Source organism: Herminiimonas sp. CN (genome assembly GCF_000622895.1).
Taxonomy (GTDB): domain Bacteria; phylum Pseudomonadota; class Gammaproteobacteria; order Burkholderiales; family Burkholderiaceae_D; genus AVCC01.
This window is the reverse complement of record NZ_AVCC01000045.1, coordinates 1-25,435: the sequence shown is the minus strand read 5'-3', so window position 1 is coordinate 25,435 and position 25,435 is coordinate 1. Positions and strand designations below refer to the sequence as shown.

At 58.7% G+C, this 25,435-nt stretch carries 24 protein-coding genes and 1 pseudogene; 9 read left to right on the top strand and 16 right to left on the bottom strand.

What is annotated here, in order from left to right:
• Positions 1-152: 152 nt before the first annotated feature.
• On the bottom strand, positions 153-2,855 hold the full coding sequence (locus tag HMCN_RS18325) for a reprolysin-like metallopeptidase (protein WP_025917407.1): 2,703 nt from the start codon (positions 2,853-2,855) through the stop codon (positions 153-155).
• A gap of 553 nt (positions 2,856-3,408) precedes the next feature.
• Positions 3,409-4,278, bottom strand: coding sequence for a tetratricopeptide repeat protein (locus HMCN_RS17635; RefSeq protein WP_025917406.1), 870 nt, complete (start codon positions 4,276-4,278; stop codon positions 3,409-3,411).
• A 406-nt stretch (positions 4,279-4,684) separates the two neighbouring features.
• Between HMCN_RS17635 and HMCN_RS19275 the strand changes: the two genes are divergently transcribed.
• The 3 genes from HMCN_RS19275 (at position 4,685) to HMCN_RS0110805 (ending at position 7,411) form a co-directional block, all read left to right on the top strand.
• Positions 4,685-6,196, top strand: coding sequence for a hypothetical protein (locus tag HMCN_RS19275; protein WP_155837537.1), 1,512 nt, complete (start codon positions 4,685-4,687; stop codon positions 6,194-6,196).
• 652 nt (positions 6,197-6,848) lie between these two features.
• Positions 6,849-7,097: an antitoxin gene (locus HMCN_RS0110810; protein ID WP_025917404.1), complete on the top strand. Its 249-nt coding sequence runs from the start codon at positions 6,849-6,851 to the stop codon at positions 7,095-7,097.
• Entirely contained in the window at positions 7,091-7,411 is a 321-nt protein-coding gene (locus tag HMCN_RS0110805; protein ID WP_025917403.1) for a type II toxin-antitoxin system PemK/MazF family toxin, read from the top strand. The genes HMCN_RS0110810 and HMCN_RS0110805 overlap by 7 nt, the downstream gene beginning before the upstream one ends.
• Before the next feature lie 256 nt (positions 7,412-7,667).
• On the opposite strand, the gene HMCN_RS0110795 is transcribed toward HMCN_RS0110805, so the two are convergent.
• The 13 genes from HMCN_RS0110795 to HMCN_RS18315 form a co-directional block, all read right to left on the bottom strand.
• The gene (locus tag HMCN_RS0110795; protein WP_025917402.1) at positions 7,668-10,058 is read right to left on the bottom strand and encodes a secretin N-terminal domain-containing protein; all 2,391 of its coding nucleotides are present in this window, start codon (positions 10,056-10,058) and stop codon (positions 7,668-7,670) included.
• Positions 10,055-10,492, bottom strand: a complete 438-nt coding sequence (locus HMCN_RS0110790) for a type II secretion system protein N (protein WP_025917401.1) — start codon at positions 10,490-10,492, stop codon at positions 10,055-10,057. Before HMCN_RS0110790 ends, HMCN_RS0110795 begins: the two co-directional genes overlap by 4 nt.
• 79 nt (positions 10,493-10,571) lie before the next feature.
• On the bottom strand, positions 10,572-10,988 hold the full coding sequence (locus HMCN_RS0110785) for a GxxExxY protein (protein ID WP_051566915.1): 417 nt from the start codon (positions 10,986-10,988) through the stop codon (positions 10,572-10,574).
• A 90-nt stretch (positions 10,989-11,078) separates the two neighbouring features.
• The gene (locus HMCN_RS0110780) at positions 11,079-11,699 is read right to left on the bottom strand and encodes a hypothetical protein (protein WP_155837536.1); all 621 of its coding nucleotides are present in this window, start codon (positions 11,697-11,699) and stop codon (positions 11,079-11,081) included.
• Positions 11,683-12,807 (bottom strand): hypothetical protein, encoded by a 1,125-nt coding sequence (locus HMCN_RS0110775; protein ID WP_155837534.1) that lies wholly within the window; start codon positions 12,805-12,807, stop codon positions 11,683-11,685. Before HMCN_RS0110775 ends, HMCN_RS0110780 begins: the two co-directional genes overlap by 17 nt.
• Positions 12,749-13,774, bottom strand: a complete 1,026-nt coding sequence (locus HMCN_RS0110770) for a general secretion pathway protein GspK (RefSeq protein WP_025917397.1) — start codon at positions 13,772-13,774, stop codon at positions 12,749-12,751. Before HMCN_RS0110770 ends, HMCN_RS0110775 begins: the two co-directional genes overlap by 59 nt.
• On the bottom strand, positions 13,771-14,376 hold the full coding sequence (locus tag HMCN_RS0110765; RefSeq protein WP_025917396.1) for a prepilin-type N-terminal cleavage/methylation domain-containing protein: 606 nt from the start codon (positions 14,374-14,376) through the stop codon (positions 13,771-13,773). The genes HMCN_RS0110770 and HMCN_RS0110765 overlap by 4 nt, the downstream gene beginning before the upstream one ends.
• A complete protein-coding gene (locus HMCN_RS18320; RefSeq protein WP_025917395.1) occupies positions 14,376-14,795 on the bottom strand; it encodes a prepilin-type N-terminal cleavage/methylation domain-containing protein in 420 nt (139 codons plus the stop codon). Before HMCN_RS18320 ends, HMCN_RS0110765 begins: the two co-directional genes overlap by 1 nt.
• A complete protein-coding gene (locus HMCN_RS0110755) occupies positions 14,785-15,198 on the bottom strand; it encodes a prepilin-type N-terminal cleavage/methylation domain-containing protein (RefSeq protein ID WP_081801479.1) in 414 nt (137 codons plus the stop codon). Before HMCN_RS0110755 ends, HMCN_RS18320 begins: the two co-directional genes overlap by 11 nt.
• A gap of 5 nt (positions 15,199-15,203) precedes the next feature.
• Complete coding sequence (gene gspG, locus HMCN_RS0110750) at positions 15,204-15,641, bottom strand: type II secretion system major pseudopilin GspG (RefSeq protein WP_025917393.1); 438 nt, start codon at positions 15,639-15,641, stop codon at positions 15,204-15,206.
• Between the two features lie 13 nt (positions 15,642-15,654).
• Positions 15,655-16,860: a type II secretion system F family protein gene (locus tag HMCN_RS0110745; RefSeq protein WP_025917392.1), complete on the bottom strand. Its 1,206-nt coding sequence runs from the start codon at positions 16,858-16,860 to the stop codon at positions 15,655-15,657.
• A 2-nt stretch (positions 16,861-16,862) separates the two neighbouring features.
• Positions 16,863-18,545: a GspE/PulE family protein gene (locus tag HMCN_RS0110740; protein ID WP_025917391.1), complete on the bottom strand. Its 1,683-nt coding sequence runs from the start codon at positions 18,543-18,545 to the stop codon at positions 16,863-16,865.
• A 145-nt stretch (positions 18,546-18,690) separates the two neighbouring features.
• Positions 18,691-19,158, bottom strand: coding sequence for a thiosulfate oxidation carrier protein SoxY (locus HMCN_RS18315; RefSeq protein ID WP_081801478.1), 468 nt, complete (start codon positions 19,156-19,158; stop codon positions 18,691-18,693).
• 339 nt (positions 19,159-19,497) lie between these two features.
• On the opposite strand from HMCN_RS18315, the gene HMCN_RS0110730 reads away from it, so the two are divergent.
• The gene (locus HMCN_RS0110730) at positions 19,498-20,040 is read left to right on the top strand and encodes a VOC family protein (protein WP_025917389.1); all 543 of its coding nucleotides are present in this window, start codon (positions 19,498-19,500) and stop codon (positions 20,038-20,040) included.
• 33 nt (positions 20,041-20,073) lie between these two features.
• A pseudogene (locus tag HMCN_RS0110725) lies at positions 20,074-20,208 on the top strand (2-keto-4-pentenoate hydratase); the annotation flags it as partial.
• Between the two features lie 163 nt (positions 20,209-20,371).
• On the opposite strand, the gene HMCN_RS0110720 reads toward HMCN_RS0110725, so the two are convergent.
• Positions 20,372-20,836, bottom strand: a complete 465-nt coding sequence (locus tag HMCN_RS0110720; protein ID WP_035626693.1) for a ProQ/FINO family protein — start codon at positions 20,834-20,836, stop codon at positions 20,372-20,374.
• A 141-nt stretch (positions 20,837-20,977) separates the two neighbouring features.
• Between HMCN_RS0110720 and HMCN_RS0110715 the strand changes: the two genes are divergently transcribed.
• The 4 genes from HMCN_RS0110715 to HMCN_RS17620 form a co-directional block, all read left to right on the top strand.
• Positions 20,978-22,033: an alkene reductase gene (locus HMCN_RS0110715; RefSeq protein ID WP_025917386.1), complete on the top strand. Its 1,056-nt coding sequence runs from the start codon at positions 20,978-20,980 to the stop codon at positions 22,031-22,033.
• Between the two features lie 69 nt (positions 22,034-22,102).
• Positions 22,103-23,314, top strand: a complete 1,212-nt coding sequence (locus HMCN_RS0110710) for a CaiB/BaiF CoA-transferase family protein (protein WP_025917385.1) — start codon at positions 22,103-22,105, stop codon at positions 23,312-23,314.
• 372 nt (positions 23,315-23,686) lie between these two features.
• The gene (locus HMCN_RS0110705) at positions 23,687-25,000 is read left to right on the top strand and encodes a cytochrome C (protein WP_238552104.1); all 1,314 of its coding nucleotides are present in this window, start codon (positions 23,687-23,689) and stop codon (positions 24,998-25,000) included.
• A partial coding sequence (locus HMCN_RS17620; RefSeq protein ID WP_202962662.1) for a cytochrome c occupies positions 25,001-25,435 on the top strand: 435 nt, incomplete at its 3' end.

The following is a 25,435-nucleotide window of genomic DNA, read 5'->3' as shown; positions in this document are numbered from 1 at the left end:
TTTTTGCCTCTTCTTTTGAGTATTTTCCACGCAATAAATTTTCTGTATTTTTGACTCTTTCGTGCTTTTCGTGTCTTTCGTGGACCGCGGTGTGGCTTCATGCAATCGTCCTGATACTTGGACCAAGGCTCTTTACCTCGCCATCCGCCGCATTACTGCCCTCCCGACACCTCGGTGAATGCGCCGCCCGGCTGGGTCAGAAATGACTGCACTTCGAGCACATTACTGCCGCTTACCACGATGCGCGGCCGGCTGCCGGCCGCAATTGCGGTGCCCAGGGCAGACTCTATCTGGCTGGAATTAAACGTCCGCGCCGCGCCGGCCGGCAATGCGGCAACCAGGGTGCCTGGGCTGCCGCCGGTTCCGCTGGCGCCATCGACCAGCGCCACGCTCACAGGCGTTGCCGTGGCGCCGGTATTGATAACGCGCAGATAACTGGTGTAGCCGGTTGGCGAATCTGCTGCCGGCACATAGGTCCGCACCGCCACCGAAGTGCCAGTGACCGCGTTCGAGATTTCGTTAAACGCGCCGCCCGGCTGCAGCAGGAAAGACTGCACCTCCAGGGTGGCGGTAGCGGAGCTGACCCGGATGCGCGGGCGATTGCCGGCCGGGATCGCCACGCCCAGTGCGGCTTCCACCTGATCCGAGCTTAATGTTGTCGCACCGAAACCTGCCAGCGAGCCAATGATGGTGCGGGGAATGCCGGCTGCACCGCTGGCTTCATCCAGCATCGCTCCCATTACCGCTGTTGCCGTTGCCGACGTATTCACCACCCGCAGGAAAGTCTTGTAGCCGACAGTTGCCGCAGGTACATAACTGGGCACATCGACCGATGTGCCGGATTTACCGGTTGAAACTTCGGTAAAAGCGCCGCCGGGTTGAATCAGGAAAGATTGTGCGTCCAGTGTCGAACCGGCTCCCGCGACCTGCAGCCGTGGCCGCTCGCCGGCGGCAATCGCACTCCCGATCACAGCCTCTACCTGCGCTGCCGAATAGGTGATTGCGGCGCCTGCCGGCAGCGAGGCAATCAGACTGCGCGGCGCTCCCGTCAGGCCCGACACCGGATCGATTTTGGCGATGCTAACTGCGGTAGCCGCATTGCCGGTGTTGATGACGCGCAGGTAACTGACATAACCGGACGGCGCCGCTGCGGCGGGAACGTAAGTCCGGATCGTGACGCTTGAGCCGCTGCGTGCGCCGGAAACCTCATTGAAGGCGCCGCCCGGTTGCAGCAGGAAAGATTGCGCTTCAATCGTCGCGGCGCTTGCGGCAAATACCCGGATGCGCGGACGCTGGCCTGCTGGCACCGGTCCAGTCGCCGCCTCCACCTGTGCCGCAGAAAAGGTTTGCGCAGCGCCGGCCGGCAACCATGCAATCAGCTGGCCGGACGATCCGGCAATCCCCGTGGCCGGATTGACGAAGCCGAGCGAAACCGGGGTGGCGCTGCTGCCGGTGTTGATGATGCGCAGATGGCTGGTGTAGCCGCTGCCGGCTTCGGCCGCCGGGATGTAAGTGCGGATATCCAGCTTGCCTTGCGCGAGTGCCGCTGGCGCCGCCCTGAAGCCGGCCACCGCCAGGCGCGTATTGTTGAGCGAAAGAGCGTTGTTGGCCGAATTGCTGAAAGAGGCGCTGATGCCGCAGGCGAGCCCCATGCAGGTAGTGATCGAGGGATTCGAAAAACGGCCGATGCGCGGCGCGCTCGTGAATGAACTGGGGTAGCCCATGATGGTGGTGAAGGCATTATTCAGGCCGTAACCGAACGAATAACTATAGGCGCCCGTACTTGCGCCGCTGGGGGCATTTTCCGTAATTCGGTCATGCACGCTGCCCATATTGTGGCCGAGCTCGTGCACCAGGGTGTAATCCGAGCAATAGTAAGAACCGTAAGTCCCGTCCGCCACCGCCGAATAGCCGTAAGCGGCGTACGACGAGATCGGCGTGTTGTTGGAGCCGCCGATCCAGCCCAGGCCGCAGGCGGATGCGCCTTGATACGGCCGCAGCAGGCTCACCAGGTCCGCGCCGTAAGTGTCGCGCAGCGCGGCCACGCCGGCAAAAGCCGGATCGGTGCCGTGAGTCAGCGCGTCCAACGCGGTGGAAATATCCGTCGCATCGCTGTAATACACCGGTTCCGCATGCGCCAGGCGCAGGCTGATGGCGACTTCGCTATCGATATAGGCCTGGTTGGCAATCGCAATCAGGTTATCGATGCGCGTCTGCACGGCAGAGGCCGAGCCCAGCGCCGCGATCATGCCCGGGGTATACAACACCATCAGGTCGATCGTGCTGTTCGGGGTGGGTGCGGCGGCCAGCAGGGTGGGGGAATCGCCGCGCAACTCCGCTGCGCTCACCGTGGCCAACCCGGCCGCAACCGGCGGCACCAGGCTATCGTCATGCGCGGCGATGAAAGGCTGCAGATTGGCGGCGGCGGTGTCCAGCAACCACTGGTTTCCGGCAACCGAATGCAGCCTGAACTCGCCTTCCGGCGTCAGGATGCGCCCGTAAGCGCCAGCCGGCCCGGAGGTCAGGATCGCGCGGTAATTGTTGCCGTGGTTTTTCAGATGGCCGATCCAGCTGATGTTGCCGCTGGCCGCCGTTTCCAGCCGGTCGAACACCACCGCATGCAGCCCCTTGTTGCCCGGCAGCGTGAAATTCGCCTGCGCATGCAGCGGCAGCGCGGCCAGCGCGGCCATATTCAGCTGCACCGCGCTGGTTCCGGGCGCCGCTGCCTCCCTGCCGATGGCGCGCGCCTGCGCCGACGATGTGGCGGCGGGCACGAAAAGGTCCGGGGCACTGCTTGCAACTGCCGCTTGCGCGAGCAAGCCGAGTGCGATGCCGGTCAGAAAGTTTTTCAACATTTTTGCGCCCTTGCGGAAGGTGGTTGCGGTGCCTAGCAGCGTGACATTAACGTCGCTCAGGAATTATTGCTTTTGAAAAATTAATTTTACAATAATAATTGTAAATATCTTGTTGTAAATTTATTACAATTTCCGGCTCAAAACTGGATCGCTGTTCAGAGCGTTAATTAACCGTCCTTCCCTCTGGCAGCGCAAGACCGGGGTGTAAGCAGGGCGATTGCATGAAGCCACAGCGCTGTCCACGAAAGACACGAAAAGCACGAAAAAGTCAAAGAGACGGGAAATAGCTATTGCGCGGAAGGTTTCGGAAGAAATGCACACAGCGGTTTTTTCGTGTCTTTCGTGCTTTTCGTGGACGATATGCTGTGCTGGTTGCGCACTGTCTGCTTCATGCTATTGCCATGAGTATATTTCAATAGCGTAGCAAAGTTGGACATTAAATGCAGTGTTTTATTGCATACTATGCCTTGTATCGTGCTTCCACGCGGCCCGCGCGATCGCGCCCGAGGACCGGAATTCCTGACCGGTGCCCGGGCGCAAGCCTGACGCCGGCTTACGGCTTGGCCGGCGGCAACTGCGCAGCAAAATATTTCTTGTACCACTCGTCGGCCAGCGCGGCATCCTGCGGCAAGCCCAGCTTGCCATCGCGGTAAGCCTGGCTGATGTTGCCCATCGCCATCCAGTTGCCGGCATCGGCTGCCTTGCGATACCAGGCCAGCGCCTCGGCATCGCTCTGCGCCACGCCCAGGCCGTTTTCATACATGCCCCCCAGGTTCAGCATCGCCTTTGCGTTGCCGGCAGCCGCCGCCTTGCGCAACCATCCCAGCGCCTTGTCGTATTGCGGCGTCCAGGTTGACCCTGCCGGCCCCTGTTCCCGATACAGCACGCCCAGGTTCAGCTGCGCCTCCGGCATGCCTTTTTCCGCCGCCTTCAGATACCATTTTTCCGCTTGTTCACGATCAAGCGGCAGCGACTTGCCGTCGGTATACAGTAAACCCAGTGTGTAAGCCGCCGCGGTATTGCCCTGCATCGCCGATTTTTCGTACCAGGCCAGCGCCTGCTGCATGTCCTTGTTCACCCCGATGCCTTCTTCATACAGATACGCCAGCCGGAACTGCGCATACGAGTAGCCCTGCTGCGCCGATTTCTGCAGCCATTCGGCAGCCGCAGCCGCATCCTTGTCCACGCCCTGGCCCAGCAGGTAGGCCAGCCCCAGCCTGTCCTGCGCCAGCGCATCGCCCTGTTGCGCGCGGGTTTTCAGCGTATCCAGCGCCGCCGGGTCGTGCTTGCCGACCTGTTGCAGCAGGCTGTCCGCCGTCGGCTCGCCGATCGTCGCGGCGCAGCCGGCCAAGCCCAGCAATGCCGCCAGTAAGAGGCCCCGCGCCAGCAGCGCCGGCCTCGCGTAATTCGCATAATGTTTCATCGCATTACCCTCCAAAGCAAAAAAGCGATTTTACCGATGCGGCTGCTGATCGTCACATCCTTTTGCAGGCAGTTTCGCAGCGTGGGCCTGACTCCGGCGTTGCGGCGTTACCACGAAAATAACGCACAACCGCCCAAATCCAGATGGCAAAGCGCCGCAGCCGGCCTCTGCCGCACCGCACCAGTTGCCGCCGCAAAGCCGCGTAAACAGGCGCGCTGCAAGCGCTGCCGCCGTTTTGCGCAGCCTTGCCGCCATAAAAAATCGTTGTGCTCCTGCAACACCAGTGGTATCTTCTCGCAAACTGACACGGTTGCCTCGCAATAGTTCCGGTTTTAGGCGATATACTGTGTTTGGTTTTTCGAAAGACCAATCTAGTTTGATCAACTGATAATGTGTGGAGCACAATATGAAGAAAAGTAATTCAATCCTGCAAGCGGCAGTAGTAGGCGCGCTGCTGGCAATGGCTGTCGGCGCGCAAGCTGGCAACCTGGCTACAACGACATACACCTTTGCAACAGAAAATTTTGGCGCGACACAAGCAGCGACTGTAGCTGTAACGCCAGCTGCTGTTTCCTATGCAGTTTCGAATGCCGGCGGCGTGACTTTGGCAATTGGCCAAACCACCACCCTGTACTTCCGTCTGTCCGGTAGCCACGTTTTCGCAGCAGCACCTGTTGCTGGTGATTTCGCAGGTGCATTTACAACAGCACTGGGCGCTCCTACTGCTATTGCTATCGGTGCCGCACCGAATGACAACACCATCGCAGTGACCTACACTAACACTACACTTGCCGCGGTTAACCTGCCAGTTAATTCCACAGAAGTTTGGACTCCGGCTGCCGGCGCAGTGACTGCAACCTCCAGCACACTGGCAACTGCCGGCGGCACTATTGCTATCACCGGTTCCTTGTCCGGTCTGGCAGTCAACACAGCTGCAGCAGCGCTGCCAGCTGACCAAGATCCAGTTTCCGCACCTGCAGTTATCGCCACCTCGGCAGCTGCAATTACCGGCGCAGTTACCAGCGCTGCAGCGTTTGCAATCCCAGAAACAGCACGCATCGATCTGGCTGCAGTACCTTCTGCTTCCGCTTTCGCCAATAAAGTCAACGGCGCTGCTGCAACCCTGGTCAACCTGGGTCGCTACGTATTCACCAACAATGCAACAGTTACACCAACCACTCTGGCTGGTGCGCCTTATGCGTTGGGTGGTGCAGCTGCAGCTGCAGGCGCGGTGTTTGCCGGTACATCAGTGACTGTCTCTCCAAATGGCGGTTCATTCCCAGTTGGCGCGACTTTCGCACTGAACTCGGCTCTTAACTGCGCTGCTGGTACTGCTACTTCCGCAGCATCGGCAGCCGTGACGGCAGCTACTGCAGCCACCGCTGTCGTAGTACCGGCAACTGCTGGTAATGCTGTTCCTGCGACCGCCACGCCATACTACGTCTGCATGACAGCGGATGGAGTTAACGCAATTGCTCCTGTTGCTCCGACAGCCGCAGTCAGCCTGACCAAAACTGTAGGGACCGATGCAGCGAACACGATCGCGGCAACGCCTCTGTACGCTCTGCAATACAACGGCTCGCTGCGTGATGTACGTTCCTACATCCCGGCAGCGGCAGTCGGCTACCAAAGCTTCATCCGTGTGATCAACACCGGCGCTCAAACAGCACCGATCACCGGTCAGTTTGTCTACGCTGACGGTACGCTCGGTACTGCGGCCACTCTCATTGGCAGCTTGCCAGCTGCTGGTGCAGTGACTCTGACTGCAACTGAAGTTGAAGCAGCACTGGGTGCTCCTACTGGTGGCGCTACTGCACGTCCGCGTCTGCGTGTAACTGGCCCTACAACTGGTCTGAATGTACAATCGTTCATGTCCAGCCCAGCTGGTGTATTCTCCGACATGACTGGCGCGCAATAATAGCCGGTTGCAGTAGATGTAATTAGTAAGTAAGCAGCAGGAACAGGGGCGGCCAGCAATGGCCGCCCCTGTTTTTTTATGCGCGCCCGGTTTCGTCGCCACAGCATGGCCAAGTAGCGCGGATGCAGCCTGCGCTGTTTCGATTTTGCTTGGAGTATGGCTAAAATAGAGTGTTTTCCGCACTATTTTAGTGCGATGACAGAAATACTCCTATTCAACATAAAAATGCGGCAACTGTTCTGCGCCGGCTGTCATGCAGTCTTTTCGTGTTTCTCATAATGGGATGGAGGCCGTCTTTCCTTGGCGCGCCGATTGCCGGGCGGCGGCCACGGCTTTCACCGCCGCGTCCAGTTCTTTCCTGTCGATTGCATGAAGCCACACCGTTGTCCACGAAAGACACGAAAAGCACGGTCAAAGATACGGGAAATAAATATTGCATGGAAGGCTACGGAAGAAATGCACACCGTGGTTTTTCGCGTCTTTCGTGTTTTTCGTGGAGATACGGTGTGTTGGTTTCGCACTGCTGGCTTCATGCGATTGCTCTGCTGTCGAACGTCGGCGCGGTGCGAACCTGGTGCATTCATGTTATAACATTGTTGTTGACGCGAATGCGCCCCTGGTATAGCATCGTGATTATTTAAGGAGAGCGCTTGTGCGCATCGCAATACGCCGTATCGGCAATTCAAAAGGAATGATCATTCCGGCCTCATTGTTGGCGCAAATTGGCCTTGAGGATGCGGCGGAAGTGTCTATGGAAGATGGCGCCCTGGTCGTGCGCGCACCGGCCCGACCGGTTCGCAGCGGATGGGCGGAAGCGAGCAAAGCGCTGGCCCAGTCAGGTGACGATGCCTTGGTGCTGCCGGAGTTCGCCAATGCCGGGGATGCGGAGCTTGCGTGGTAGTGCGGGGCGACATCTGGTTGGTCAATCTTGATCCAACCATCGGAAGCGAGATACAGAAGTCCCGCCCGTGCGTTGTCATTTCCCCTGCCGAAATGCACGATCATCTGCGCACCGTGATCATTGCGCCGATGTCGACCGGCAACCGGCCGGCGCCGTTTCGCATTCCGATTGCCCACGGCGGCAAGAAGGGATTGATTCTGCTGGACCAGATCCGGGCGGTGGACAAGACCAGGCTGACGACAAAGTTTGGCGCAGTCAACAAAAAGACGCTTGCAACTACGCTCCAGACGCTACAAGAAGTATTCGCCGAATAGGAACGGGAATCCGGGGGGCAAGGCGATCGCATGCAGGCTGGCGCTGCGGAATCATCACTGCATATCGTCCACGAAAAGCACGAAAGACACGAAAAAACCACGTGTGTGCATTTCTTCCGAAACCTTCCGCGCAATATCTATTCCCCGTATCTTTGACTCTTTCGTGCTTTTCGTGTCTTTCGTGGACAGCGCAGTGGCTTCATACAATCGCCCTGTGCGCACACCCGATCCTGGCGCCCAAGTCCGGCCTGGGCGGTTACGGCTTTTTCGGCGCTGGCTTGACCGGCTTGTTCTGGCCGGCGGCGGCCTTGCGCAATTCCTCCAGGATGGCCGGGTCGATCACGCTTTCGCCGTTGCCGATCGAGCCGGGTGGAGCGGCAGGAGGAGCCGACATGATGACGGCTGGCGGCGCGTTGTCCGCCGGTGGAATCGCCGGGACCTCTGGCGGATTGGCGGGCGCGGTCGGCGGCATGGCCGGCATTGGCGGCGCTGCCTGTTCGATGGCAGGCGGCGTGCTTGTCTCCTTGGCCGGGGCGACGATTTTCGGTTTCAGGACGGTGCCGGGGATGACCGGCGCATTCTGGGCCCAGGGGCCGATCTGGTCGCGGAAGGCCTGGGTTACCTGCTCCGCCACCAGGTCGTCATCGATCACGTAGGGCGTGATGAGAACGATGAGTTCGGTCTTGTCGTTGCTGCGCTTGTTGCTTTTGAATAAATTCCCGACGCCGGGGATGTCTTTCAGGTACGGCACGCCGGTATCGTTGTCGCTGCTGTTGGTGGACATCAGACCGCCCAGCAGCACGGTGGCGCCGTCGCGGATCGAGAGTTTGGTTTCCACCTTGCGCTTGCTGAAGGTGGGCGAGGTGTTGACGCCGGTGGTGGTGCTGGCTGCCGCGCTGACTTCCTGCGAGACTTCCAGTTCGACCCGGTTGCCGGCGTGGATCACCGGCTTGACCTTCAGGATCACGCCGGTGGTGCGGTATTGCACGGTCTGCAGAATGCCGCCGGTACTGCCGGCAATGGTGGTGTTGGCGTTGCTTTGCTGGGTGGTGATGATCGGAACTTCCTGCCCGACCTCGATGGTGGCGGTTTCGCCGTTGCGCGCCATGATGCGCGGGGTGGAGATGATGTTGGCGCGGTTGTTGTTGGCCAGCGCATTCAGGGTAGCCTTGATCTGGCCGGCGCTGTTGAGGAAGTTCAGCGTCAGGCCGCCGGTGCCGATGCCGACGCCGCCCTGGGTGCCGCCGACGATGGTGCCGTTATGGCTGTTGATCGGATTCAGGCCCCATTCGATGCCGAACTGGTTCTTGTCGCCGACGCTGACTTCGGCTACGGTGACCTCGATTAAGGCCGACTTGGCCGGCTGATCGAGCTCTTTCAGGATGCCGAGCATCTGGGTGTATTCGTCCGGCGTGCTCTGGAAGATCAGCGTGTTGGTGGCGCCGTTGACGACGATCCGGCCCGTTTTGCGCACTGCGGCGGCGGGCGTGCCGGCGGCCGCAGGCGTCGTCGCCGTAGATGCGGCCGAGCTCAGCAAGTCCTGCAGGGTTTTGGCCAGGTCCTGGGCATCCGCATATTTGACCGGGTAGGTCAGGTAGCCGCCGCTGCCTTTGTTGTTGCTGGCACTGGCATCGAGTTGTTTGGCCCAGGCCACGACATGGTCGAGCACCGCCGGGTCGCCGGCAAAAACCAGCAGCGAGTTGGTGGCGGCAATCGGTATCAGCGTAATCGGCACATTGACGGTGGCGTTGGTGGCGGCCGCATAGCCTTCGGCGGTCAGGATTTCGATCAGCTTGCGGGCCAGTTCCTCGACGGACACAAAACCGGGCGCGATCCGGCGGCTGCCGCGGCCGCGCATCAGCGGCTGGTCCAGCACCTGAATCGCTTCCAGCGCGGCGGTAATGTCGGCCGATTGGCCGCTGATCAGGAGCGCATTGCGCGGGTTGTCGTCCTGGACGGTGATCTTTTGCCCGAACATCGTTTTAAGCCAGATGGAAACGTCGCTGCTTCGGACCGACGTCAGTTCGACCAGGTTGAATACCGGCCGCAGCGGCAGCGGCACTTCCGGCTGGGCCCGGCCGCGGCGGATTTCAGGGGCGTAGGCGTTTAGGTTGTTGTCCAGCGTGATGCGATAGTAGCCGCCCATTTCGGTGACGGCCACGCCGTAACTCTTGAGTAGCATGCGGGCGGTGTCCAGCGTCTGGCTCGGGGTTTGCGGCGAGCCGGTGCGCAGCGTGACCAGATCCTGCTTGCTGCCGACCTGCGGATCGATGCTGAAATTTTTCTTGAGGATGGTGCCGAACACCGCCTGGATGAAGGTCGGCAGCGGTATCTGGTCGAAAGTGAGCGTGATATCGGCCTTTTCCTGCTTGCCGTCGGCTGGCGCAGCCGCTTTCACGGTCGACAGGCGCGCGGCGGTCGGCGGCAGCGGATTGGCATCGACCCTGGTCTGGCTGGCGGCGGTCGCTGCCACCGCGTTGCCGCTGATACCGACCGCGCTGCTGTCGGGTTGCTGATACAGCGGCTGCGGTATTACGCCCGTTTCCGGAGTCGCGCAACTGGTTAGCAACAGGACGGCGGCGCCTGCGGTGCCGGAGAGCAGCAGGCGCTGCCTGGCGTGTCGATACAGTATTTTAAAAACCATCATTCTTTGTAGATTCCCAAGATGCGTTTCTTGCCGTTGAGCAGAATGCAGATACGGTCGGTCGCGATGCTGTATAAGGTTGCCCCGCCGGGCAGTTTGTCGCCGGTTTTGAGCTGCTTGATCGGTTCGCCGTCCACCGCCAGCATCAGGTAGCCGTCATTGCCGACGCCGAAGACGCCGCTAATGCGCCAGTTCGGAGGAGTCAGCGGTTTTTCGTTGGCTGGCGCTGGCGGTTGGCCGACGGTGCCCCAGAGCTTGTTGTCATCGATGGCCAGGATCAGGCTGTCGATATCGATTTTCTGCCGCTGCGGCAATTGCCAGTTTTCGTCCTGCAGCCTGGGCGCATGCGCGGCCGGCAGCGTCACCGGGCGCAACAATGCCCAGCCGGCGACGGCGGTAAATGCAAGCACAATAATTGCCGATATCCTGGCGAGCATGTTTTCTTTCTGTTAGGGCTTATGCAAAAACGGCGTCACACCGTATATCCACGAAAGACACGAAAAGCACGAAAAAACTTCATAACACAATCCTTTCGACTGTTGCCTTCGGATGGCAACCGAAGTTGGCGAGCAGACCCAGGCGCATTCCTGTCGCTTTCAGGTAGTTCAGTACCTGCGCCTTGTGCTCTCCCGTAGTAACAGCCAGCGCTTTAAGTTCAACAATAATGGACTCATGGCAAATAAAGTCGGGGATATAAGTTTGCCGCAACGCTTCACCTTTATAGAAAAGCCTTAGTTCTTGGTGCGAGGCAAATGGAATCCCGCGTTTTGAGAATTCCTTGCTGAGACACTCTTGGTAGACCGCCTCCAGAAAACCACACCCCATCTCCCGATACACGTCAAACACGGCTCCTTGTATCTGATAACACTCTTCTTTGTACCAAATTTCCCCATCCATTTTTTCGTGTTTTTCGTGGACAGGGCCTTCTCTCATTATCGAAGCGCGTTATAAGCGACGAATTCTGAATTCTGAATGTCTGATAGGTATCCGAATAGTTACGAAAAAAAGGGGTTGCAACCCGCGCTACGATTTGTTCATAGTGTTTGCTGTTGCCTTGGGCTGTTCTTCCGTCTGGGCGGGGGCTATTTTATACCATGCGGATAGGGTCAAATCGACCCTGGTTGCCCTGACGATCATGCTATCGACCACGATCTGATTTTCGGCTCCAGCCATGGCGATCAGCAGGCCGTGCAGGGTTTTCGGGTCGAAATTCAGGCTGACCTGCGCTCTCAAGTGGCTGAGTTGTTGCATATCGTCAGCCTTGTCGGCGGCATCACCGGCTTTGGCGCTATTTTCGGAGTCGCCGACCTTGACGGTAGGGCGCACCGCCTTGAGTTCCTGCAGCTGCGCATTGAGCCAGTCTTGCAGTTCGGCCTGCGCCAGGCCGAGCGAGGAACTGTGCCAGATGCGCGCCTGCGCAGCGTCCAGCGCGAATTGCGCCTGTTCCGCCCGATCCAGCCATTGGGTCTGCTTCTGCTGGGCCTGCAGGCGCGCCACTTGGGTGCCTGCCTGTTTGTATTGATCCAGCAACTGGGTGTGCTGGTCGCGCAGATCCATCAGCCAATACAGCCAAATGATGCCGACGATCAAGGCCAGGCCGATACGCAGCCGGTTGTTCTGACGCAATTCAGCTAGTGGCAGCATCGGCATTCTTGTCGGTCGGCTTAGGGGGTGAGGCCGGCGCCAGGCCCAGCGGCAGCACCGTCATGGTGAAGGTCATCAGTTTCGGATCGGTGTTGGTGATTATCTTGACGTCGGCAAACTGGCCGGTTTTCTCCAGCGTATCGACATAAGTGGTGCCGACGATGGCGCTGCCGGGCGAACTGACGGTGATCTTGAGCCGGTCCTCCAGCATTTCCCATTCGCGTACAAAAGTGCCGTTCCCGGGCAAGCTCCGGGACACGGCAGCCATTAATTCGAGCGGTTCAGGGTAACGCTGGTGATCGTATATTGCTTTCAGTGCGGTCAGCGATTCGAGTGCGGCGCCGCGCGCACTCAGGATTGCAGAGGCCTTATGCTTCAAGACGGTCAGTTCGGCCTGGCGAGCGGCAATGGCGGCCTTGATCTGATGCTGCTGTATGCCGAGATAAATAGTCGGCAGTCCGAGCGCGCAGATGAGCAGGCCATGGAATGCTAGTTCAGCCAGCGCAACCTCACCCGAGGCCGCAGCCGGATTGGTGATTTTGCTCCACGGCGACGGTTGCAGCGGACTTTCCGCCAGCGCGGGCTCGGCTTGCTGCTGCTCGCCGGGAATGCCGCACTCGCGCTGGAATGCCAGCCAATCGTTGGAGCCGATGTGCCCCGGCCACCAGCGACTAGCCAGCAATTGGCCCTGTTGCCAGTGCTGGCCTTCAATCCCGTCCAGGCACTTGATAAGCCGCAACCCGTCCTGCAATGGCGAGCGCAACAGGGATTCGGGAATTTTCTGCTGCTTCTTGGGATTTTTTCCATGCTTGCGGATTTCGGCATCAACCAAGGCATTGTCCCAGCACCAGACGCTGGCGATTCCTTCCTGCCAGACCACCGCGTAATCGCTGTCCGGGTAGGGGCTCCATTGCGGCAGTTGCAGCGCGAGCGCGGCTTTGCGTTTGGCGGCGGGCAGACGCGCCAGATCAAAACGATTGAACCGGCATAACGCGCGCGACAATACCCACTGCGAGGCGCCAAATTGCCGGGCTGCCGGCTCCACTCCGTCAAGGCGATGCAGTTGACGCCGGGACGGCAAGCCGATCCGGCCGAGGCGGGAGTGCAAGCTTCGGAATATCTGCTGCAGTTGCGCCAGGAGGCGTGATGGCTGGATCGGGTTTTTCTTCAAGTCGGTAAAAATAGTTGATTTCCCAAGGGGAAATATTGCTCATTGGAGTCAATTGGACATTATACCTGAGCGCCCATGGCAAACCGTCCGCGCGCTGGGTGACGCGTACGCTATCGGCCGGCAAGGCGACAATCTGACCCATTTCCTGAAAGCTATTGACGCCAGTCATCTGGGTAATGAAGCCTTCGCCGATATCCGGTTCGAGTTGCCTTCTGATAATAATGGACTGGGCCAGTTCTGGCGTGATTCCGGGCAACGAGACCAGCACTTGCCAGGGTGCGGTGTTGGGGTTGGTGCCAAAGACATTGCCGACCGTGGTCAGGTTGGCGACCGTGATTTTATTTTTCCAGAGCGGCGCCGTATCGCGCCAGCCCAGCACGTTTTTCAGTTCCAGCGGCGACACCAGCGGTAAATTGGTGGGTGGCGGCAGGCCCAGTTTCTGGTATTCCCCCGATTCTGCACCGTTGAGGCGACGCAGGTCGTCTTCGTCAATATAGTCGCGCAGGATATCGATCAGGCGATTGCGCTGGTCGGCAGGCACTTCCATCGCACCCAAAAAACGGAACAGGCGTTCATCGCTGACGATGTTCAGGTTCAATAAGCCGCGTGCATCCTGCAGTTGCAGCGTGGTGTTATCAACAGAATAGCTGCGGTCATCGAGTGCGATTGCCTGGTCTTTCGGCCCCAGGCCATATTGCGTTAAATGGACGGTGCCCAGGCGAAACAGCAGTTCGGCGCGGACATTGTAGAGATTGATTTGCTTGTCGTTCAGATTTTGCTTTTGTTGCGCCAGTTGCAGCGACTTTTGCACTCGTTCGCCGAAATAGGCGGCGAAAATGGTGATGGCGGCCAGGATCAGCAGCGTCAATACCAGTACGAAGCCCTCTTGCTTTCTTCTGATCATGGACTGCCTGCCAGGTTCAGCGGGTGATATTTTGTTTCGCGCGAGCCGCGTGGCGTGGCGGCGATGATGTGCGGCGCAAAATCCTGCTGCATCTGCAGCAGGATGACGCTGGGCAATTGCGGCCATTGGCCGAATACCGGCGGCCAGCTATCGTGCGGCGCTCCGGCCTGGTCGATGAAGATGAAGCGCCCGTTATTCTTGCCGCTCCAGGAAAACAGGTCCATTTTCCGGTCGTGCGCTGCATATTTCAGGGTGGTCTTGTCTGCCGCAGCTTCGTATTCCAGCTGCAAGGTGATAGCGGTGGGCGCGCCGTAGTCCGCCGAGAGCGGATTGGTGGTCAAGCCCTCGATTTTCCTCTCATCCGCCTTGAATTTGTTTTTGCCATCCGGATAGTCGGTCTGGAAGCCTTGCACCGCTTGCCGAAACCAGTCGGTATACATTGCACCTTGCTGGCTTTGCGCCAGTTGGAGGCCGAAGCGGCTTTGCAATTTATATACTTGATCGAGCGCCTGCAGCAATATGCTGGAGATGAGGCCGACGATGACGAGCACGACCAGAATCTCGACCAACGTAAATCCGGCATGGTGGATGCGTGTTTTCATCAGAAGGGCAGCTTGAGTTCACGCACTTTTTTGTAGCCGGCCAATCTGATCTTGATCTCGAACCAGTGCGGATTGTCGGTTTTTGCGGCATCGATGGCAGTCTCAAAAAGTTCCAGCTGGTACAGGCTGACGCCTTGCGGGTAGGCCGAGCCATCTACAGTATCGCTGAGCGGGCGTGATTTCCAGACGATCTGGTAATTGCCAAAATCGGCTTTGCCTTCGGGGGCCTGCATCGGATTAACGGCCTGCATGTATTCCACCACATTGGCTATGGCTTCGTTGCGGTTGTTGGCGTCTTCCACCCGGCGCAAGGCGACTATGCTGCTGTTGACCCAGGCAAACAGCGTCATGCCCAGGCTGCCGACCAGGACCAGGGCGACCATCGCCTCTAACAGGGTAAATCCTTGGTTACGACGCATCGCTTCGTACCCGGCAAACCGGGGCCTCCAGCAATATCTGTTCGACCGTGCTGTCCGGGGCAATCAGGGTGATCGCGCCGCCGCTGCAGAAGCCGTTGAAGGTGTAGCTGATCGGTTGCTTTACCTTGACTTGCCAGTCGTCCGGCACGGCAAGAATGGGGTTGCCGTCATTGAGCAGATTGTGCTGCGACTCATTGCTGAGTTCAAAACCCTGCCCCAGGGCAAAGGCCCGATAGCTCAAGCCGCCGATGTCGGCCACCAGGCCATCATGCCGGGTGGCTCTCTCGACCGCGCCCAGCAGTTTGTGCAAATTGGGCCCGGCAATGCCGGAGATCAGCCCAATCAGGGCCAGTACGATCAAGAGCTCAAGCAATGTAAAGCCACGCGATTGATGACAGCGCATGCGGCTTATTGCGGCGGCAACATGCCGATATCTGCATCATTGCCTTCGCCGCCTTTTTTGCCGTCGGCACCGAAAGAATACAGCGCAAATGGCTGGCCATTCGTGCCAGGCATGCTGTACTGATAGGGATTGCCCCATGGATCATCGGGTAGTGCATCATCCAGATACGGGCCGCGCCATTTTGCGCTGAGTTTTTCGTCTTTCGGAGCTTCGCTCAGGACTGCCAGGCCCAGCGCCGGGGCCGGGAAGCTACCCATATCCAAGCGATAGGTTTCCAGCGTGCCTTTGAGCATCTTGATCTGGGTCTGGGCGGTCTGGACTTTCGAGCTATCCACTTTTGAGAATAGCTTGGGGCCGACCAGGCCAGCCAGCAGGCCGATAATCACAAGGACTACCAGCATTTCAATCAGGGTAAAGCCCGAATGTCGTTTGATTTGCTTCATGAATATTGGATCCTTACAACGTAATGGTGGATAGGCTGGTAATGGCAAGCATGATGGCGACCATGATAAAGCCGATTACGCAGCCGACTGTCAGTATAGTGATGGGCTCGAGCAAGATCAAAAACCGCTTCATGCGTTCGCGACTGGCGTTCTCGTAGAGCCGGCCGAGTGTTTGCAACATGCCGGGAAGTTCGCCGGTACGTTCGCCTACCCGTACCAGGTTGATGCCCATCGGGTTGACCGTTTGCTGCAATGCCAGTGCGTCGGCAAGCTTTTTGCCGGCGCGCAGGTCGCGCACCGCGAGATGCAGTTTGTTCGATACGCTGCTGAGTTGCACGCCGGCTTCGGCCAGTTCCATGGCCCGCACTATCGGCACTTTATTTTCCAGTAGCGTACCCAGCATCGAAGCCCAGCGCCCAATTTCGGTATTGATCAGCCAGTCCCCGATCAGAGGCAAGCGCGAAAGGGCTTCCATCAGCTGCCGTCTTGCCTTCTGATTTGAGATCAGGAGCGTCAGGCCGAGCACGACGGCCAAGGTGCCGAGTCCAAACCAGAGCAGGTTTTCTTTCACAAACAGCCCGGTTTTCAACACCCAGATCGAAATGTCGGGAATTTTGGCGCGCGTATTCTTGAGCATGTTGGTGAATTTCGGCACCACTATCACGAAAATCAGCAGAGTGGCCGCAATCCCGGAAAATACCAGAATGCTCGGATAGATTAGCGCGTTGCGCATTTCCTGGCGAATCTTCTCTTCATATTCCATTTGGTCGGCGGCGCTATGCATGGCCTGTGCCAGTTTTCCGGTGAGCTCGCCCGCTTCGACCAGCTGGAACAGGTAGTCGGGCATGCCGAGGCCGGATTCCTGCAACGCTTTTGAGAGCGGTGCGCCGCCGCGCAATTGCGCGTACACAATCCCGAACGCGCTGCCAAGCGCGCTATCCGCGCGGGCGCGGGCGGTGGAATCGACCGCCTCGGCGAGCGGGACGCCAGCGGCGAGCAAGGTCGCCAGTTCGCGAATGACGATCGCTTTTTCTTCTGCTGACGCGGATTTTGAGGTGCGCCAGGCGACCTTGGCCGGTCGCGCGGTGACTTCAATGACTTCGACCGGGGTTAAATCCTGGCCCTTGAGTATGCGAACCGCGTCGGTCTGGCTGCCAGCCTGAATTTCCCCCTTCAGGATCTGTCCATCGCGATTGATTGCCTGGTAGCGAAATTCCACCTTCAGATTTCCTCGCTGCCGGTGACGCCTGTTACGCGCAATACTTCATCCACGCTGGTCAGGCCGCGCCATGCCTTGATCATGCCGTCCTCGCGCAGGTTGCGGTAACCATTCTGACGGGCAATGGCGGTCAGTTCATGCGCGGGCATGCGTTGCATTACGGCTGACTGGAGTTCCGGCGTGACATCGACGAATTCATAAATGCCCAGGCGCCCGCTATAGCCGGAATGACGACAGGCCGGGCAGCCGGCCGGGACGCGCCAGTTGGGGCTATCCATGAGCAATTGCGGAAAACGCTGCTGCAGCGACTGGATCAGGTCCTGCAAGGCATTCGGTAGTGCGGCCGGTTGCGCGCAGTGGGTGCAGAGCCGCCGCACCAGACGTTGCGCCTCTACCGCCCTGACCGACGACGCAACCAGAAACGGCTCGACTCCCATGTCGATCAGCCTGGTGAACGCGGAGATCGAGTCGTTGGTGTGCAAGGTGGAAAATACCATGTGGCCCGTGAGTGCGGACTGGACCGCAATATCGGCAGTTTCGACGTCGCGGATCTCGCCGATCATGATCAGATCCGGATCATGCCGCAAGATTGCGCGCAAGGCGCGTGCAAAGGTATAGCCGATCTCGGTCTGGGTTTGAATCTGCGTGATGCCGCGCATCTTGAATTCGACCGGGTCTTCAACCGTGATAATTTTGTTGTGACGGTCGTTCGCTACCGCAAGTGCGGCGTACAGGGTTGTGCTCTTGCCGGAGCCGGTAGGGCCGGTTACCAGCAGGATGCCATGCACTTCCTTGGCCCAGCGCACAAATTGCTGCAAATGATCGGACTCCATGCCGAGCTTTTCCAGGCCAAAATCGGCACGATCCTTGGGCAACAGCCGCATTACAATCGATTCGCCATGCACACCCGGAATAACCGAGACGCGAATATCCATGTCGGCACCGCTGGCCCGTACCGTTATGCGGCCATCCTGCGGTAGCCGGCGTTCTGCAATATCGAGGCCCGAGATCAGTTTGATGCGCGAGGCGACGGCGGCAAAACCCTCCTGCGGTAATGTTGCGCGTGTTTGCAAGACGCCATCAACGCGAAAGCGCACGTAAAATTCTCGCTCTTCCGGTTCGATATGAATATCCGAGGCATTCTCGTCGGTTGCCTGCGCCAATAGATTATTGACCAGCTCGATGACCGGCGCCTCTTCCGCGAGTTCCTTGAGATGGGCAATTTCGTCGGTTGAATTGCTATCCTGTACCGGTTGCAATAATTTTGAAAGCCATTCCGCATCGCGGGTGCGCACAAAATGCCAGCTCAGCGCGTGGCCGGGAAGCGCCATGGCCATGGTTTCCTGCAGGAACGAACTGGTCGGATTACGCGCAGCGCATTGAATGACGCCATCGGCGCTTTCCCAGATAATGAGCCCGTGCTCCGAAAACCAGCCGGGCGATATGCCAGCTTGTTCTATCGTGCGCAAGATGTTCGCGTTCTGCAGCTTGATGTCTTCTTCATTGAGCAGCGTCAGACCGAGCTGCTCGGCCAGCACCGGCAGTAACGAATCTTCTGATATGGCCCCTAAACGCACCAAAGCTGCACCCAGCCGCATTTTTGCCTGCTTTTGAAAGGCGAGCGCCTTGTCCAAGTCGGTTTGGATGATTAAGCCACGTGACAGCAGCAATTGACCTATGGTCATGGATTGTGGACTTGGTGCTTTCATCTCAACATTAGTAAGTACTTATCGGCAGGGGCTGCGTTGATTGGCAAGCGGCCGGATAAGGGGACGCCTTGCAGCGTAAGCAAGGCATTGGTGCGCCGGCTTCAGGAAATGGGCGTTGCCGCTACTTCTTGCAAGGGCCTAGCGTGACTTTTACTTCCTTGGTCACTACATAAAACTTGTCGCTTGCACGCACAACCGCCCGTATCACGGAAGTTTTCGGGAGTTTAGCATTGACTTCAACCGCCGATGCTTTTTTGCCGGTAGAAACATCAAACTGACCGATCAGCGGGTAGAAATTTTTATCCGCCAGAATGGCAATCCATTCGGTGCCCGGAATTTCACTGGATACCTTGATCGGAAAACTCAGATTGGCATCCACAATCTCGGGAACATCGAGCAGAATGCGCTTGCCGGGTCCGGGATTTTGTACGCCTAGCAACGCTAATGCGCTGGTCACATCGCGTGCCTCAAGGGCTTTCTTTTGGGCCTCTGTTTCGGATGCGTGGGCCAGGAATGGCTGCAACAAGACCGGGTAAAGCATGCTTAAAACCACAGTGGTGTTTTTGATAAATTTTCTACGGTTCTGCATAGTTTGTGTTTCGCGGATTCAATTACGAAGTGCAACCGGCGCTGGCTTTAAATCGGATATTCCGAAGCCGAAGAATACCTCATGCGGGGTTTGGTAGCCCAGACATTTCCTCGAACGCTGATTCAGTTGGTGCAGCATCAAGCGCTCTTCGATCAAGCTCGGCAGGATTGCATTTAAAAATTATCCGGTAGATGCATTCGGAAATAGGGTTTGAATGGTAGATTGAATTCGACTTTAATGTACTCAGGAAATCGTGCTCAGCGACCTTGCCGGGACACAGGCTGAGGAGTGGCGCCGATGAAAAACTGGCTGATATTTCTCCCCCGCTTGGAGACGTCAATGAAGATTAGGAAAATTCACCATGTGGCCTATCGCTGCACCGACGCACAACAGACGGTCGAGTGGTACGGCAAGTATCTGAACATGGATTTCGTGCTGGCGATCGCCGAGGACCGGGTGCCGTCGACCGGCGCGGCCGACCCTTACATGCACGTCTTCCTGGATGCCGGCGGCGGCAACGTGCTGGCTTTTTTCGAGCTGCCGAAGCAGCCGCCGATGGACCGCGACCGCAATACGCCGCTGTGGACCCAGCACCTGGCGCTGGAAGTCGGCTCGATGGCGGAGTTGCTGGAGACCAGGCAGCGGCTGCAGGCCGACGGCATCGAGGTGGTCGGGCCGACCGACCACGCGATCTTCCAGTCGATCTACTTCTTCGACCCCAGCGGCCACCGGCTGGAGCTGGCGGTCAATACTGGCACCCCGGACATGATGGAGAAGCTCGATGCGGTCAAATGGGACATGCTCAACGAGTGGACTAGCACGAAAAAGGCACCGCAGCATGCGGCCTGGATGCATGATGGCAGCCACGCGGCCAAGGCTTGAACGCACAGGAATACGCCGATGAAACTCGCCACCCTGGAAACCGGCACCATCCTCGGCTCCGGCACCGTGTCCAACAAGCAGGGCAGCCTGTTCGGCTCCAGCATCGAAAACGGCGGCATCGGCTACTGTTGCCTGGCCGAAGTGCGGATGTATGAAACCATCGAGCAGACGGTGGCGCGCTACCCGCAGCAGGTTTGAGGGAATGCGTTGGTGCGCATGGCGCACCCTACCTGGTATATTTTAATACCGCAATGAAACTATGCGTGAAATGCTATGAAAATTTGCATACTCCCTGTTTTTTCTGGTCTGCCCGGGCGCCTGGCTACGTATTCTAGCTGCCGCGCGCGAATTTGGCGGCGAGCTGGCCCAGCTTTTCGCTGTGACGGCGCTCGGCTTCTGCGGCGGCGCGCTGCGCTTCAGCGGCTTGGCGTTGCGCCTTGCGCTGCTCGGCGTCCTTCTTGAAGCGTTCGCGCAAGACCTCGGACGCGTGGGCGCGGTGTTCGTCGGTAATGGCATCGGCGGCGTTGCCGTCGAGGTCGCATCTGACCGTCGCTTTTTCCATGACTTTCATGTAACGCAGGGATTTGGTATGGATGCCCAGCGCAATGCGTAAAATCTTGCGGTTGGTGTCCGGCATCAATGCGATCAATTGCTTGTCGATGCCGATTGCCAACGGCATGTATTCGCGGAAAGCCACGAATCTTTCCTGCAGATCCTTAAGCAGGGCGCGGGCATGTTGAATCGGGCTGGGGGCAGTGGCGGTGACAGTAACTGGGACAGTATTGGGCGTATTCATTGACAGCAATCGTGCGGTGTATTCCGGGCTGGCAAGGATATCATGGAGGGGATGCCGCAGCTTCTTCAGTCGCACCATGGATCGCATAAAAAACGCTTTCCCCCCAAAATATAAGCTATTTCAACCCTATTGGAACTGAGCATGAGCACTCTATTTGATCCGATCCGGATCGGCGAACTCGATCTTCCCAATCGCATCATCATGGCGCCGCTGACCCGATCGCGCGCAGTCGGAGACGGCCGCGTGCCGAACGCGCTGATGGCGCAATACTATGTGCAGCGCGCTTCGGCCGGCCTGATCATCAGCGAGGCCACCGCGGTATCGCCGCAGGGCGTCGGCTATGCCGATACGCCCGGCATCTGGTCCGACCAACAGGTCGCCGGCTGGCGCCAGGTGACCGACGCGGTGCACGCCGCCGGCGGGCGCATCGTGCTGCAGCTGTGGCATGTCGGCCGCATTTCCGACCCGATCTTCCTGGACGGCGCGTTGCCGGTTGCTCCCAGCGCGATCGCGGCCAAGGGCCATGTCAGCCTGCTGCGCCCGCTGCGCGATTACGTCACTCCGAGAGCGCTGGCGCTGGCGGAAATCCCGGGCATCGTCGCGGCCTACCGCAAAGGCGCGGAGAACGCCAAGGCGGCACAGTTCGACGGCGTCGAAATCCACGGCGCGAACGGCTATCTGCTGGACCAGTTCCTGCAGGACGGCAGCAACCAACGCACCGACATTTACGGCGGATCGATCGAAAACCGCGCCCGCCTGATGCTGGAAGTAACCGACGCCTGCATCGCGGTCTGGGGCGCGGGGCGGGTCGGCATACATCTGGCGCCGGCCTGCGATGCGCACAGCATGGGCGACTCCGATCCGGCGGCGACTTTCGGCTATGTCGCGCGCGAACTGGGCCAGCGCGGCATCGCCTTCATCTGCGCGCGCGAAGCGCAAAGCGAAAACCGGCTCGGCCCGCAGCTCAAGAAAGCCTTCGGCGGAGTCTATATCGCCAATCAGCAGCTGACCAAGGCCAGCGCCGAACAGCTGCTGGCAAAAGGCGAGGCCGATGCAGTGGCGTTCGGGCAACTGTTCATCGCCAACCCGGACCTGCCGCGCCGGCTGCAGCTCGATGCGCCGCTGAATGCGCCGGATCCGGCCACCTTCTATCACGCCACGGCTGAAGGCTATACCGACTATCCGGCGCTGGCCTGATGGAAACCCGTGGCAGTTGCTGCTGCGCTGCCGCAGCCCCCTTTTAACCGATACTCAGGGAACACCGCAATGGAACATCCGTCTTCCGGCCAGCAAGCCGCGCTGCAGGGCGTCAAAGTCATCGAGCTCGGCGCCCTGATCGCCGGCCCGTATGCGGCCAGCCTGCTGGGCCAGTTCGGCGCCGAAGTCATCAAGATCGAATCCCCGACCGACGGCGACCCGCTGCGCAACTGGCGCAAGCTGCATGAAGGCACCTCGCTCTGGTGGTACTCGCAAAGCCGCAACAAGAAATCGCTGACGCTGAACCTGAAGTCGGAGGAAGGCCAGCAAATCGTGCGCGAGCTGGTGCGGGATGCCGACATCGTGATCGAGAATTTCCGCCCCGGCACGTTGGAAGGCTGGGGCCTGGGCTGGGACGACCTGGCCAGGATCAACCCGAACCTGATCATGGTGCGGGTCTCCGGCTACGGCCAGGACGGCCCGTACAGCCAGCGCCCCGGCTTTGCGGCGATTGCCGAATCGATGGGCGGGCTGCGCAACCTGATCGGCTTTCCCGACCGCCCGCCGGTGCGCACCGGGGTCAGCATCGGCGACACGCTGGCCTCGCTGTACGGCGTGATCGGCGCGCTGCTGGCGATGCACCACCTGAAGGTCAACGGCGGCAAAGGCCAGTTCATCGACATCGCGCTGTACGAGGCGGTGTTCGGCGTGATGGAAAGCCTGATCCCCGAATACGGCGCCAGCGGCCAGGTGCGCGAGCGCAGCGGCGCCAGCCTGCCGGGCATCTCGCCGTCCAGCACCTACCTGTGCCGCGACGGCCTGTACGTCATCATCGCCGGCAACGGCGACAGCATTTTCAAGCGTCTGATGCAGGCGATCGGGCGCGCCGACCTGGCCGCAGACCCGGCGCTGGCGCGCAACGAAGGCCGGGTGCGGCACAACGACCTGATCGACCAGGCGATCTCGGACTGGACGGGGCAGCACGACATCGGGCAGGTATTGCAGCTGCTGGAAGCGGCCGACGTGCCGAGCAGCCGGGTCTTCACCGCCGCCGACATCTATCAGGACCCGCACTACCGCGCGCGCGACATGATCCAGCGCTTCACGCTGCCCGACGGCGCGCCGATCGACCTGCCGGGTATAGTCCCGAAACTGTCAGAAACGCCAGGCGAAACCCGCTGGGTCGGCCCGGAGCTGGGCCAGCACACGGCGGAAATTCTCGCCAGTATCGGACGCACGCCGCAGCAGATCGCGATGCTGAAGCAGCGCGGCGTGATTTGAAATCTTGCTTGCAGTGGCAGTGGCCTGATTGCCGACCGCGCGGGCGGCAGGCCGGGTTACCGGTTACCTATCGCGCCGCACGCCTTTCCCCTGCGCAGGAAACCGCGGGCGGCACTGCGGATAAGTGTGCATGTGCAAGATGTCACTTGATGCCGGTAAATTTCTGCTTAAAAAATGGAACTGCTTCTTTATGGAAAACTTGATAGAACGCAACTTTGATTAAAAATATTTCTGTACGATGAGTTTCGGAAGTAGTTGGAAACGTGAATTTTGAAGATTGGTTATTGTCGTCCTCTACAAGGTGGAGTCGGCAGTTGGCAATCAGAATTCCTAAAACCATTCGACGGAAAGAGCCTAAAAATGCATTCGTTCATGTCACGTTATTTGGGATCCCGATATACCCATTTCCTGGCTATGCTTCTTGTCGCGCAAAGCCTTTTGAGCCCGCTAGTCGCTCATGCGCTGCCGGCCTTTGCCAGGCAAACCGGGCAAAATTGTGTGTCATGCCATGCAGGCGGGCAATTTCCTGAACTTACCCCCTATGGGCGCATGTTCAAGCTGACCGGTTATACGATCGGTACGCGCACCGTGCCCCTATCGGTTATGGGCGTCGCAAGTTTCACCAAGAGTTCGAATCCGACCAGCGATGCGGCCTTTGCCAAGGATGCGGTTGCCCTGTTTCAAACCGGCAGCGTGTTCCTGGCTGGCAAAGTCACTGACAATGTCGGCTTGTTTGCACAAGCGACCTACAATAACTATGGTGGCGATGATGGTCGAACAGGCAGGTGGGGTGCCGACAACATGGATGTGCGCTACGCCGACCGCTTCATCGATACGACCAAAGACATCATCGTCGGCCTGAGCCTGAACAACAATCCTTCCCTGGCCGACCCGTGGAATACCGCACCGGCGTGGATGCAATATGTCCCGACCGGATTTGGTGTCACCGGGCCCGACGCCAGTCCCATCATTAGCCAGCTCGGGCAGCAGGCGGCAGGTATAGGTGCCTATGCGTTCTGGAACAAGACATTGTACGCAGAGCTGTCAGGGTATCGGACTGCCGACGGCACGTTTAAATTTTTAAGCGCAGGCACCCCTGCATCGGGCCTGGATCCAAAACTCAAGAGCATGAATCCCTATGTGCGACTGGCGCTCAGTCACGAATGGGGCCCTCATAATGCGATGGTCGGCGTGTTAGCCATGAATGCCGATACCTACCCTGATCCCTTGAATTCGACCGGCCCGACTACACGCTATCGCGACAGGGGAATAGATGCCCAATATCAGTATATATTGGATCCGCATACCGTCACCGCACAGGCAAGCTACATCAGGGAAACCATCAATAATGGCGACGTGACCGGGATTGCCGCCAATGCGTCCAATACGCTCAATCAGTTAAAGCTGAAAGCCAGCTATATTTATCGGGCGAAGTATGGTGCCAGTCTGAGCTACTTCAGCACCACCGGGTCGTCGGATACCATCTTGTACCCGGATATTGCAACGAACCCTGATACCCGCGGCTGGATTCCTGAAGTGTTCTGGACGCCGGTGCAATACGTTCGGGTTGGCGCCCAATACTATGCCTTCAACCGCTTTCACGGAGCATCCAGCAACTACGATGGGGCAGGCCGTAATCCGAAAGATAACAATACATTTTTCTTCTATGTGTGGGGAGCTTACTAAATGAATCAGCACTTTAACCGTGAGCCCGCACAAGGCATAGCGCTCCCAACTGATCAGGCGCGATTTGAGAACTTTAAGCGGAAAGGATGGTATCTGTCTCTGGGAATGGCCCTGGTTGCCATCATTGCCGGTTGCTCTTTACCGGAACGGTCGCGGGCTCTGGGCGATTCGACTATTTCAGCCAAAACAGTCGCCTTGCAGGTGTGTTCCAATTGTCATGGTGTTCAAGGCATTTCAGAGTCGCCGAACTTCCCGAATCTGGCTGCACAGACACCGCTGTATATTGAGGCACAACTGAAATCGTTCAAAAACCACGGGCGTTCAGATCCTGCCGGATTCGAGTATATGTGGGGCATCAGTGCACGATTGAGCGACGAGCAGATCAGCGGGTTGGCCGCTTATTTTTCTGCACAAAGCCCTGCGCCAGGGAAATTG